At 41.6% G+C, this 12691-nt stretch carries 13 protein-coding genes; 10 read left to right on the top strand and 3 right to left on the bottom strand.

The genetic code is table 11. The features are described 5' to 3' along the window. Window positions 1-52 precede the first annotated feature (52 nt). The 7 genes from VRK28_RS04945 (at window position 53) to csrA (ending at window position 7456) form a co-directional block, all read left to right on the top strand. Window positions 53-982, top strand: a complete 930-nt coding sequence (locus tag VRK28_RS04945) for a LysR family transcriptional regulator (protein ID WP_062564922.1) — start codon at window positions 53-55, stop codon at window positions 980-982. 395 nt (window positions 983-1377) lie between these two features. Then, window positions 1378-2004 (top strand): GTP cyclohydrolase II, encoded by a 627-nt coding sequence (locus VRK28_RS04940; RefSeq protein ID WP_062564923.1) that lies wholly within the window; start codon window positions 1378-1380, stop codon window positions 2002-2004. Window positions 2005-2082: 78 nt separating this feature from the next. After that, entirely contained in the window at window positions 2083-2877 is a 795-nt protein-coding gene (locus VRK28_RS04935; protein ID WP_062564924.1) for a BPSS1780 family membrane protein, read from the top strand. Continuing rightward, complete coding sequence (locus tag VRK28_RS04930) at window positions 2877-3329, top strand: regulatory protein RecX (protein ID WP_054551279.1); 453 nt, start codon at window positions 2877-2879, stop codon at window positions 3327-3329. Before VRK28_RS04935 ends, VRK28_RS04930 begins: the two co-directional genes overlap by 1 nt. Before the next feature lie 17 nt (window positions 3330-3346). Then, window positions 3347-5947: an alanine--tRNA ligase gene (alaS, locus tag VRK28_RS04925; protein ID WP_058585668.1), complete on the top strand. Its 2601-nt coding sequence runs from the start codon at window positions 3347-3349 to the stop codon at window positions 5945-5947. 6 nt (window positions 5948-5953) lie between these two features. Continuing rightward, window positions 5954-7171 carry an aspartate kinase gene (locus tag VRK28_RS04920; protein WP_058585667.1) on the top strand — a complete coding sequence of 406 codons (1218 nt, stop codon included), beginning with the start codon at window positions 5954-5956 and terminating at the stop codon, window positions 7169-7171. A gap of 93 nt (window positions 7172-7264) precedes the next feature. After that, entirely contained in the window at window positions 7265-7456 is a 192-nt protein-coding gene (csrA, locus tag VRK28_RS04915) for a carbon storage regulator CsrA (protein WP_036970495.1), read from the top strand. Window positions 7457-7483: 27 nt separating this feature from the next. Here the strand turns inward: csrA and VRK28_RS04910 are convergent, their stop codons facing one another. After that, window positions 7484-7951 (bottom strand): YcxB family protein, encoded by a 468-nt coding sequence (locus VRK28_RS04910; protein ID WP_130166576.1) that lies wholly within the window; start codon window positions 7949-7951, stop codon window positions 7484-7486. 124 nt (window positions 7952-8075) lie between these two features. Between VRK28_RS04910 and VRK28_RS04905 the strand changes: the two genes are divergently transcribed. Beyond that, on the top strand, window positions 8076-8999 hold the full coding sequence (locus tag VRK28_RS04905; protein ID WP_062564926.1) for a hypothetical protein: 924 nt from the start codon (window positions 8076-8078) through the stop codon (window positions 8997-8999). Window positions 9000-9700: 701 nt separating this feature from the next. On the opposite strand, the gene VRK28_RS04900 is transcribed toward VRK28_RS04905, so the two are convergent. Both VRK28_RS04900 and VRK28_RS04895 read right to left on the bottom strand, forming a co-directional pair. Then, window positions 9701-9892 carry a hypothetical protein gene (locus VRK28_RS04900; RefSeq protein WP_054551284.1) on the bottom strand — a complete coding sequence of 64 codons (192 nt, stop codon included), beginning with the start codon at window positions 9890-9892 and terminating at the stop codon, window positions 9701-9703. A gap of 51 nt (window positions 9893-9943) precedes the next feature. Further along, a complete protein-coding gene (locus VRK28_RS04895) occupies window positions 9944-10117 on the bottom strand; it encodes a DUF1328 domain-containing protein (protein ID WP_064971747.1) in 174 nt (57 codons plus the stop codon). 534 nt (window positions 10118-10651) lie between these two features. Between VRK28_RS04895 and VRK28_RS04890 the strand changes: the two genes are divergently transcribed. Next, on the top strand, window positions 10652-10900 hold the full coding sequence (locus tag VRK28_RS04890; RefSeq protein ID WP_062564927.1) for an OadG family protein: 249 nt from the start codon (window positions 10652-10654) through the stop codon (window positions 10898-10900). A gap of 15 nt (window positions 10901-10915) precedes the next feature. Then, on the top strand, window positions 10916-12688 hold the full coding sequence (oadA, locus tag VRK28_RS04885; protein WP_055198140.1) for a sodium-extruding oxaloacetate decarboxylase subunit alpha: 1773 nt from the start codon (window positions 10916-10918) through the stop codon (window positions 12686-12688). Window positions 12689-12691: the final 3 nt, after the last annotated feature.

Here is a 12691-nt window from a genome sequence, read left to right as displayed (position 1 = left end):
TTTAAATGATAACCTAGCTAATATTCCATTTATTCTGTCCTGAGATTCCATAATGAAACCAGAAGATAGCCCTTTCTTTGGTATTCGAGAGTTTGTTGAAACACTACGCATGGGTACATTCACAGCAGCTGGTAATCGGTTAGGTTTAACAGGCTCCGCTGTTGGTAAAACTGTTACTAGGCTTGAAAGTAAGTTAGGTACAAAGCTACTGCATCGAACAACGCGTAAAATTATGGCAACCCCAGAAGGGCAGCATTATTTTGAAGGCTGGGTAAAAATACTGGTTGAAATAGATAGCCTAGAGCAAGCGGTCACTGCCGGTAGCCATAATGTTTCAGGGCAAGTAAAGCTTCACTTACCTGCGGCATTCGGCCGTAAGTATGTAATGCCAATACTATCTAAATTAGCAAACAAGTATCCTAAACTAGAGCTTGCGGTTCACTTTAGTGAAAGTCGTATCAATTTAATAAATGAAAATGTTGATTTGGTGGTACGTATCGGCACATTAGAAGATGATGCTGATCTGGTAGCAAAATTGTTGGGTTATCAAAAATTAACAGTGTGTGGTAGTCAAGATTATTTTGACCAACATGGTGTGCCAGACACTCCTGCGGATTTGCTCACTCATGATTGTATTATTGGCAGTAAGCGCTCTTCGCAGCCAACATGGTTGTTCAAAGATAGTAAAAAGCAGTCATTTAACCAGCTAATCAATGCCAGATATATGCTCAGTGATGGAGATGCAATGCTAGATGCCGCACTTAATGGTTTAGGTGTTGCACAATTACCTACTTGGCTTATTCAAGAGCAGCTAGATAGTAATAGACTAACTAGTGTTTTAGATACCTTTTCAGGTGCGGTTATGCCAATCAATGTTGTTTGGCCACGCTCAAGATATTTAAAGCTTAGTCAAAGGGTTATAATTGATGAATTAGCAGAGCAGTTTAAGCTTCAAGCATCACTATTTGGTTATTCTTCATAATTGTTTTATCTAGCCCTTTTAGTACGTTATTAATCAGCGCTGAGACACATCATAACACTGTTATTTTTATTATTTTGATAGGTGGTTGATAAAGGCTTAGCGGTTTATTGAGATTAAACTAATCTATTTTTTCGAATATCTGCAAAGGTTTATTTATTAATTTATTTTATTTCAAAGGCCTAACTCTAAAAAGTAGAGCTTTTAAGGTGTTTTTTTAGCGCCACTAAAGCGAGGCGCAAAGCTCGTATCTTGGGGTGGTTTGAGTGTATAATACTTGAATTGCTGGTAACTGCCTCAATATTAGTTATCACTCGTCGTATGTTGCATCCTTACAACCTTCAAGCTGTTGTAATCACATTTGCAGTATCGCATTTATTTTTTAATTTGGATTTGTCGTGGCGCAAGTAAGAGCAAGAGTCCAGCTGAATGTTGGCAAAAACAGTGATATCCCTGCAGAAATCGTATCTTTCAGTGGCTTAAATGATGGCCAAGAACATGTTGCTTTAGTGTTTAATCAAGCTGACACAGAGCAAGATGTCCCTTTAATTCGTATGCATTCAGAGTGTTTAACGGGCGATGTATTCCATTCATCACGTTGTGATTGTGGTGAGCAATTAAATGAGTGTATCGAGATGATGCACCAACAAGGCGGTATTTTACTGTATTTACGCCAAGAGGGGCGTGGCATTGGTTTATACAATAAAATTGATGCTTACGTACTACAGTCGCAAGGTATGAATACGTACGAAGCGAATAACCACTTGGGTTTTGCTGATGATTTACGTGATTTTTCAGACGCGGTATTAATGCTTGAAGCACTCAATCAAAAGCACGTTAAGTTAATGACTAACAACCCAAATAAGCTTAAAGCACTGCGTGATGCAGGTATTGAAGTTGATTCAGTGGTTGGCACTCATGCGCACATTAAAGCGGGTGTGGTAGGTAACCAAGCTTACCTCGAAACGAAAATCAAACATGGCTCGCACATGCTTGATATTAAAAAAATTAAAAAGCCTGAGTAAATTTCACTACAGGTGACTATAAACAAGTAGCGCACCCAGTTATACTCGGTGCGTTTTGTCGTTATTGAATGAGAAACTATGTCGATCGAAGTACGTATTTTTAAAGCTGATGCAGGCGTTAAATGGTTTAAAGCTGGATGGGAAATCTTTAAGCTGCAACCTTTGACTTTTATTTTAATGCATCTGCTAATCGTGATAATTAGCTTTTTGGCATTGCTGCTACCTTTACTGCAAGTTGTTGGTGCATTTGTAACCCCGTTTTTGATGGCAGGTTTTTATCAAGCTGTGTTAACTAAGCAGCAAGGCGGGACTATCAGCCAAGCTGATATTTTTAAGCCATTTAGTAATAAAGGAAACCGTATAGGTTTAGTGCGCGTCGCCGTGTATCAGATGGCGGCAGGTATTTTATTAGCCTTACTGTCTAATTTCATTTTTGCAGATGCCTACGCAGTTATTTCGAGTCAGACTTTCGATCCACAAAACCAATCACATATTGCAGATTTATTGGCAACCATTTCAATGGGGCAAGTTGCGGTATTCTTAGTGGCGATCTGTGTGTATTTAACCGCTTTTGCCTATGCAGTGCCTTTGGTTTATTTTCAAAAGCAAAGCAATATGTTTCAGGTTTTAAAAACCTCATTCATGGTGTTTTACCATAATATGGCGCCATTGAGTGTTTATGGCCTAATTTGCGCTGTTTTAATGGTGATCTGTATTCCTTTATCGTTTATTCCTCTATTGGTTTTAATGCCAATTTGTTACATTAGCTTCTTCGTGTCTTTTCAGGCTATTTTTATGCCGGTTGTGCCAAAAGGTGATGGCCAAACAAAAGCACCTGAAGCGCCGTCACAATCAGGACGCTTTGACGCGTAATGGATGATAAAGAACAAAAGTTAAAAAATTACGTACTTTGGTTATTGTCTCGACAAGATTATTCGCGTCGGGATTTAACGCGAAAGTTACAGCAAAAAGAGGCGACGCCCGAGTTCACAGAGCGCTTGTTAGATTGGTGTGAATCACACAATTTTATTAACGAACAGCGCTATTGCGAAGGGTTTGTACGCCGCCATTTAGCTAAGTATCATGGTGTAAAACGCATTCAGAGCGAAGCAATGGCAAAAGGGATAGACCGAGCACTATTAGATAAAACGCTCGAGGAGTTTGAAGTCGATTGGTTCGAACTCGCAAAGGACGCATATTTAAAGAAGTTTTCAAATTCAGGTAAAGAACTCGACCAGAAAGAAAGAGCGAAACGTGTACGCTACTTGATGTATCGAGGCTTTAATTACGAACAAATTGATTTTGCAATGCAAGCACAGCAATAAACGGGTGAGATTTTCACATGCAGCATATGACTACCGCACAGATCAGGCAACAGTTCTTAGACTTTTTTGCCTCTAAACAACACCAAATTGTTCCTTCAAGCTCGCTGATCCCGGGTAACGATGCCACGTTATTATTCAATAACGCTGGTATGGTGCAATTTAAAGATGTATTTTTAGGTGCGGAAAGCCGCCCTTATTCACGTGCAACCAGCTCACAACGTTGTGTACGCGCCGGTGGTAAACATAACGACCTTGAAAACGTAGGTTACACTGCACGTCACCATACATTCTTCGAAATGTTAGGTAACTTCAGCTTTGGTGATTACTTCAAGCAAGACGCAATCAAGTTTGCTTGGGAGTTTTTAACTGATGTTGTAAAACTACCTCAAGAAAAGCTACTTGTTACCATTTATCACGATGATGAAGAAGCCTTCAACATTTGGCACAAAGAAGTGGGTCTAAGTGAAGACCGTATTATTCGCATTGCAACCAGCGATAACTTCTGGTCAATGGGTGATACAGGTCCTTGTGGTCCATGTTCTGAAATCTTTTACGATCACGGTGAAGAAATTTGGGGTGGTCCTCCAGGTTCTCCTGAAGAAGACGGTGACCGTTTCATCGAGATCTGGAACCTAGTATTTATGCAGTATAACCGCCATGCCGACGGTACAATGGAGCCGCTTCCTAAGCAGTCTGTTGATACAGGTATGGGTCTTGAGCGTATCTCTGCAATTTTACAAGGCGTGCACTCAAACTACGAAATCGATTTATTCCAAGCTCTAATTGCAGCAGCGGCTAAAGTAACAAACGCACAAGATTTAGACGATAAATCGTTACGCGTTGTGGCTGACCACATTCGTTCGTGTGCGTTCTTAGTATCTGACGGCGTTATGCCATCAAACGAAGGCCGTGGTTATGTACTACGTCGTATTATTCGTCGTGCCGTTCGTCATGGTAATAAGCTAGGCGCGAAAGGTGCATTCTTCTACAAGCTAGTTGCTGCACTAATTGAGCAAATGGGTCAAGCGTACCCAGAGCTTGCTAAACAACAAGAAATTATCGAAAAAGTACTGCGTATCGAAGAAGAGCAGTTTGGTAAAACACTTGAGCGTGGTCTGGCTATTTTAGAAGAAAGCCTAACTGACATCGAAGGTGATGTGATCCCAGGTGACTTAGTATTCAAACTTTACGACACTTACGGTTTCCCAGCTGATTTAACGGCTGACGTTGCGCGCGAGCGTTTCATGACGATTGATGAGCACGGCTTCCAAGAGTGTATGGCTGTTCAGCGTAAGCAAGCACAGCAAGCAGGTAAGTTTGGTGCTGATTACAACCAACAACTTAAGTCTGAAAAACACACAGACTTTAAAGGTTACGATGCAGAACATTACACAGGTACTGTGGTTGAACTTTTCTCTGAAGGTCAATCGGTTTCAGTACTTGAAGATGGTCAAGAAGGTATCGCAATCTTAGACCGCACACCGTTTTATGCTGAATCAGGTGGTCAGGTTGGTGACACAGGTGTGTTAAAAGTTGCTGGCGGTGAGTTTGTAGTGACTAACACCACGAAACTTGGTAATGCATTTGCACACCATGGTCGTGTACAAGGCCGTATTGGTACAAACGATAAAGCAGAGGCAACAATTGATGCAGCTCGTCGCGATAGCATCAAGAAAAACCACACTGCAACACACATTTTACATGAAACGTTACGTCAAATTTTAGGTGAGCACGTAAATCAAAAAGGTTCACTTGTTGACCCTGAGCGTTTACGTTTTGACTTCTCTCACTTTGAAGCGGTAACAAAAGACGAATTACGCCAAATCGAGCGCGCAGTAAACGATGAAATCCGTCGTAACTTTGCTCTTGAAACTGAGCTAATGGCTATCGAAGATGCTAAAGCAAAAGGTGCAATGGCATTATTCGGTGAAAAATACGACGACGAAGTTCGCGTAGTAACCATTGGTGACTACTCAATCGAGCTATGTGGTGGTACTCACGTTAAGCGTGCAGGTGATATCGGTTTATTTAAAATCGTATCAGAAAGCGGTATCGCAGCCGGTATCCGCCGTATTGAAGCGGTAACAGGTGCTGAAGCGGTTGCTTATGTAAGTGAGCAAGAGCAACAACTAAACGATGTTGCAGCACTAGTTAAAGGTGATAGCAGCACAGTACTTGAAAAAGTAACGGCGTTACTTGAGAAATCAAAAGGCCTTGAGAAGCAAATTGCACAGCTTAACGACAAGCTAGCAAGTGCGGCTGGTGCATCGTTACTTGACTCTGTTGTTGAAGTGAACGGTATTAAACTACTGGTTGCTGATGTTGCAGGTACTGAGTCTAAAGCACTACGTGGCATGGTTGATGACCTGAAAACGAAGATTGGCTCAGGTGTTATTGCCCTTGGCGTAGCTAATGGCGATAAAGTAAGCCTAATTGCAGGTGTAACTAAAGACCTAACAGGTAAAGTGAAAGCCGGTGAGCTTGTAAATCACATGGCTGCACAAGTAGGCGGTAAGGGCGGTGGTCGTCCTGATATGGCACAAGCTGGTGGTACTCAGCCAGAGAACCTAGCTGCAGCCTTAGAAAGTGTAACTGGTTGGTTATCTGAGCGTTCTTAACTACTAGTGGCACTTATCGTCCAAAAATTCGGTGGCACCTCAGTTGGCTCAATAGAGCGAATTGAGGCAGTCGCCGACCTTGTTGTAAAAACCAAGCAACAAGGCCATCAAGTTGTGGTGGTACTCTCGGCTATGTCGGGAGAAACTAACCGTCTAATTAAACTCGCTAAACAAATCGATTCTCGACCTAGTGCTCGTGAGCTTGATGTATTGCTAACCACCGGTGAGCAAGTGTCAGTCTCTCTGCTGGCAATGGCTATCATCAAACGTGGTCACTCAGCGGTAAGCTTGCTTGCTGATCAGGTCAACATTCGCACCGATAATATGTTTGGCAAAGCGCGCATTGAAGAGATTGCTGCGACTCGTCTTAAGCATGAACTTGAGCATAACCGTATTGCCATTATAGCGGGCTTTCAGGGCCGTGATATTGAAGGCAATATCACTACGCTTGGTCGCGGTGGAACAGATACCTCTGCGGTTGAGATTGCAGGTGCTATCAATGCCGACGAATGCCAAATTTACACTGATGTTGATGGGGTATATACCACCGACCCGCGTATTGAACCAAATGCGCGACGTATGAGCCATGTCACCTTCGAAGAAATGCTCGAAATGGCCAGCCTTGGGGCTAAGGTGCTACATATTCGTAGTGTCGAAGCCGCAGGAAAATATAATATACCGCTCAGAGTGTTATCGAGTTTTAACCCGGATCAAGGGACCTTGATCAGTTTTGAGGAGCCGGATGTGCAAGCAAACATTGTGTCGGGTATCGCCTTTAATCGTGACGAAAGTCTGATTTACGTTAATGGCGTGCACCAAGGAACGGAAAACCTTGCAAAAATTTTGAAACTTTTTGCAGAATTCGGCATCGAAATAGATATGATTAATCAAGTTAATCATAACTTTGAAAAAATAGACTATGCTTTTACTGTGCACACGAATGATTTTGAGCAAGCGCTTGAAATTTTGACCAGTAACCAAGATGGTATCAGCGCAGAATCTATAAAAGGGATCAGCAATGTTGCCAAGGTGTCTGCAGTAGGTGTAGGGATGAAATCTCACTCTGGTGTGGCAAGTTTATTTTTTAATGCCCTTGCCGATGAAAACATCAAAGTGATGCTTGTATCGACATCAGAAATAAAGATATCAGTTTTAATTGACGAAAAGTATTTAGAACTGGCTGTACGTGCGCTACACAAAGTTTTTTTAACTGAAAATGAATAAGATCTAGAGTTTTTACTTACTTTTAAGTCTATATTTCATTAGAATGTTTTTGACGCGGAATCTTTTAATTTTTTGGAACATGGGAGCAATAGAATGCTAATACTAACTCGTAGAGTAGGTGAAACCCTTATGATCGGTGACGAAGTAACAGTTACTGTTCTTGGTGTTAAAGGAAATCAAGTTCGCATTGGTGTAAATGCACCTAAAGATGTATCAGTACATCGTGAAGAAATCTACATGCGAATCCAAGCAGAGAAATCTAACCCAAATCCGGGCAACGTTTAATCAGCGACAGATATTTTTAAGAGCCACTCACTGAGTGGCTCTTTTATTTAGTTCAGCTGTTATTTCATCATTTAGCGCTTGTTTAGAAATATATTGCATACCGCGCTGAGCCTTTAAAATATAACCTCGCTCAGTTTCAATGATCTCACTAATTTGTTGCCAGCTTAATTGGTAGCTTTTATGCGGGTTTTCGGCTTTAACGCCTTCATCATCAAATACGACAGTGACTTCGCTACCTGATGCACGACTCATCATTTGTCTTGCGACCCACCATGGGCGCTTGTAATAAAACGATAAGCACTCAACCACGGCAAGCATAATCATAAAGCTGCCTAAATAATGATTATCTAATTGATAAAAAGCCAACAAGCCTAAGGTTATTAATAATACCAACAACGGGTATTTGGGTTTGGCTTGAGATGAATAAGGTAAAGACTCATCAAAGCATTCGTAATAATACGGTTTATCTAATTTGTAAGTTGTACTTAATGTCATTCGTAGGCTCACTTAATTTGCTGGCGGCAGTTTAACATTGATAGAAAAAATCTTCTGTAGTTGGTTTTCATTTAGTTGTCATTGTGAGAGCTTAAGATATGCGTATTTTAAAGGTGTAAGTTGTATGTTTGTTAGTTCAATGTCATTAGCACTTGCAATGACCACAAATACTTTTTTAGTTATGGGCGATATGCCATACACCCCGATTGATGAAATCAATCTCGGCAAAGATGGAAAAATTGCCAAGGCAATCGCAGCAACACCTCATGGCTTTTTAATGCATCTTGGTGATATGAAATCAGGAGCGTTTGCTTGCACGAATAAGCTTTTGCAAACTAATAAAGCGTTATTGACGTCGTTGACCCCGCAGCCTTTTATTTACACCCCAGGTGATAATGAATGGACCGATTGCGACCGAGAAAAACTATCGGTGCGTTTTGATGAGCTTGAACGGCTAAGCTTTGTTAAAGGCTTGATGTTTGACGATGCTTATACAAAAAAAACACAACAACTTCAGGGTTATGCAACCCAAGCTGAAATGCTAGAAAATGCTCGCTGGCAGTTTGATGGCATTGAGTTTCGCACTTTGCATATACCGGGCACTTTTAATGGTCGCTCACAAATTTTAAAAAGTGATAAAAACGCGGCACTAGATGCCGCCGACAAACGTGATAAGTACAACTTAACTTGGTTGAAACAAGCACTTGTTCAGCAAGATGCTAAGGCCTATGTATTTGGTTTTCAGGCTGATATTTACCACCCGACCAGTAAACCCGCTTGCAGCGAGTCACAACGTTCTAATTGTGATGCATTTAGAGTGTACCGTGATGCTATCAGCGACTTCGCAAAGCACACCAATAAGCCTGTACTTGTAATGCATGGCGATACCGGCCCATATTGCCAGCAGCAGTTAGCGAGCAACTTAACGCGTTTAAATGTCCCCGGTGATTTTGCCGTTAGCGATGTAGCTAAGGTGAGTTTTATTGACGGCCAGTGGCATATAGCGAGTGTAACGACAAACGAGCCCCTCACAACGGGTTGTAAATGAAAGCTTAAAGTTAGCGAGTTTCTAGATAAAGAAGCTATCAGCTTTCAGCCGTCAGCTATCAGATTAAAACAAAAGAGCTCGTAGGTTGGGTAGAGCGGAGCGAAACCCAACAAGTTAGCGAGTTTCTAGGGGAAAGAGTAAAGTTATCGAGTTTGAGGCTCACGTAGGCGTGAAATTTATTTTGCGCGATGTTTCTTAAATCTACGTGTAAGTCGTAGGTCGGGCTTTAGCCCGTCAATGTTAGCGGTTATGTGTCGCCATAAATGACGACCTACATGATGTAGGGTAGAGCGGAGCGACACCCAACAAATTAATGAGTTTCTAGGGGGAAAGAGTAAAGTTGCGAGCCTAAGGTAGCTGCGGGTTTATCCCTCGTAGGCGTGAAATTTATTTCGCGCGGTTCTCTGGATTAATGCGGCTGTAGGTCGGGCTTTAGCCCGTCAATGTTAGCGGTTATGTGTCGCCATAAATGGCGACCTACATGATGTAGGGTAGAGCGGAGCGACACCCAACAAGTTAGCGGGTTTCTAGGGGAAAGAGTAAAGTTAGCAAGCTGCTTGACACAAGCTGCAGGCAGCCTAGAGTCGCTAACTCGCTAACTCGCTAACTCGCTAACTCGCTAACTCGCTAACTCGCTAACTCGCTAACTTACATACACAAAAAAGCGGCACTTGGCCGCTTTTCTTAAGTAAGGTGTGTTATTAGCAGTTAGTTTCTTCTGCGTTAACACCTTCTTTTACTTCTTCACATGCATCTTCAACTGCATTTTGTGTATCAGTAATTGCTTCATCAATACGCTCACCTGCGTCTTCAGCAGAGTTGTCTTCACAACCCATGATGAATAAACCTGAAAATAGGGCGATAGTAGCGGCTTTTAAAGTTGAATTTTTCATAATGAAATTCCTTGTAAATTTAAAATAAAGTAAGTGGTTATCTGCTTTTAACTACTTAGGGACACTGCCTCTAAGTGCTCCTGATACCAGCGAAATAACTAGTAATACTAAAAATATAAAAAAGATAATCTTAGCGATGCCTGCAGCGGCTCCTGCGATACCGCCAAAACCTAACACTGCTGCGATTAACGCGATAACTAAAAAAGTAATTGTCCAGCGTAACATAGTGGTCTCCTTGGCTATTTAAATTTTCTTAAGTTCGATGTAACTGAAGCGAGTTCTGTGCCAGAAGTTTTATTTTATATATTTCAATGGGTTGTGTGTTTTTGTCGTTCTTTATAGGGTTCATCATTTGGTAACTTTTACGAGTAAGCATGTAACTTATTCATAGTGATATTTTTTCATATTGAGATGAATGAGGAAAAAGAGAATTGCTGTGGTTATTGGTAAGACCAATTTAACTTTATTTTAAGTGGATAGCTCTAACGCCTTGTTGTGCGTGGTTTTTAGGCTTTTTACTACGGTTGGTTAATAGCTGAACATATAACGTCTGGCTATATTGACTATTTATATCATCTATAACGGGGCTTTAAATGCGCTAATAGTAGGGTGTTAATTATATGTGCGTCATGTTATTTTAAATTTAATTGGTTTTACCAATTTACAATGGTGCTATACAAATGAATTTTGTTTGTTATTATTGGTGCATAATTATTTAACAAAAATAACTTTTTATTTTAAGTAAGCGAGGGGAGTCGTATGGATATAGGTGGATTACTCACCACTGCGGCCAGTTTGATGGTGACAGGCATGGTAGGCGTGTTTGTTTTTCTGACTATTTTGATTTCAGCAGTCACTTTAATGTCAAAGGTAGTGGGTCGATTTGATGATCCTGCAACTGTAGAACCTACGCGTACAGCAAAAATTCAACCTCAACAGGGTGTGCCACAGGCACATATTGCAGCAATCAGCGCTGCAATTGCTCAATTTCGAAATAAACAAAAATAACGGGGCAGCTTAAACATGGCTAAATTAAAATTAACCGAATTAGTATTGCGTGACGCACACCAGTCTCTTTTGGCAACGCGTATGCGCTTAGACGACATGCTACCCATGGCAGAAAAACTCGATAATGCGGGTTATTGGTCAATTGAATCATGGGGTGGTGCGACGTTTGACTCGTGTATCCGTTATTTAGGTGAAGATCCTTGGCAACGTATTCGCGAGCTAAAAGCGGCAATGCCAAACACTAAGCAACAAATGCTACTTCGTGGACAAAATCTTCTAGGTTACCGTCATTATGCTGATGATGTAGTCGAAAAGTTTGTTGAGCGTGCCCACAAAAACGGTGTTGATGTATTCCGTATTTTTGATGCGATGAACGATGTACGTAACCTTGAAACTGCCATTAAAGCCGCAGTTAAAGTAGGTGCTCATGCCCAAGGTACTATTTCGTACACAGTAAGCCCAGTCCATACGCTTGATATGTGGCTTGAGCTGGCAAAACAACTAGAAGATCTTGGCTGTCATTCAATTTGTATTAAAGATATGGCGGGTTTATTAAAGCCATATGATTGCGAGCAGTTGATCAAAGGCTTAAAAGAAACTGTATCTATTCCTATCGCAATGCAATGCCACGCGACGACAGGTTTAAGTACTGCAACTTACCAAAAAGCAATCGATGCGGGTATCGATATGCTTGATACGGCTATTTCGTCAATGAGTATGACCTACGGTCATAGTGCCACAGAAACTATTGTTTCAATTGTAGAAGGCACTGAGCGTGACACCGGCCTTAATTTAAATGAGTTAGAAGAAATTGCCGCTTATTTCCGTGATGTACGTAAGAAATACGCTGCATTTGAAGGCAGCCTTAAAGGTGTTGATGGTCGTATCTTATTAGCCCAAGTACCTGGCGGTATGTTAACTAACATGGAAAATCAGCTTAAAGAGCAAGGTGCTGCTGATAAGCTTGATCAAGTATTACTTGAGATCCCGCGTGTACGTGAAGACTTAGGTTACATTCCTTTAGTTACACCAACGTCGCAAATTGTAGGTACTCAAGCGGTACTCAATGTACTGACTGGCGAGCGTTATAAAACCATCACTAAAGAAACTGCGGGTGTACTTAAAGGTGAGTATGGTGCAACACCGGCGCCAATGAATAAAGAGCTACAAGAGCGTGTACTAGAGGGCGCTGAAGCAATTACGTGCCGTCCTGCTGATAAGCTTGAACCTGAACTTGAGAAGCTTGAAGCAGAGTTATTAAGTGAAGCTAAAGAGCAAGGTTTAGAGCTTGCTGATGACGTGATTGATGATGTGCTTACTTACGCATTATTCCCTCAAATCGGCCTTAAGTTTATTAAAAACCGTAACAACCCTGATGCGTTTGAAGCAATTCCAACGGGTGAAGTCGCTAAGTCAGAAACTAAGCCAGCCTCTACAAGCCCTGCAAAAGCAGAGCAATACAGCGTTAAAGTTGATGGCAAAGTTTACGATGTAGTTGTAGCGCAAGGTGGTGAGCTCAAAGAGGTAACCCTAAAAGACAGTGAGTTAATTCCTCAGTCAGCTTCAGCGTCTGTTAGCGAAACCTTAAACGCGCCGTTAGCAGGCAATATTTTCAAAGTGAAGGTAAAAGCTGGCCAAACAGTAAACGAAGGTGATGTGGTTATCATTATGGAAGCGATGAAAATGGAAACAGAAGTTCGCGCTGCACACTCAGGCACAATAGCTGAAGTATTAGTAGCAGAAGGCGACTCTGTTGCCACTGGCGATGCGCTAATCGCACTGGCATAGGAG

It is taken from the genome of Pseudoalteromonas sp. P80D2 (assembly GCF_036680945.1).
Lineage (GTDB): Bacteria > Pseudomonadota > Gammaproteobacteria > Enterobacterales > Alteromonadaceae > Pseudoalteromonas > Pseudoalteromonas shioyasakiensis.
This window is presented reverse-complemented; position numbering and strand designations above follow the sequence as displayed.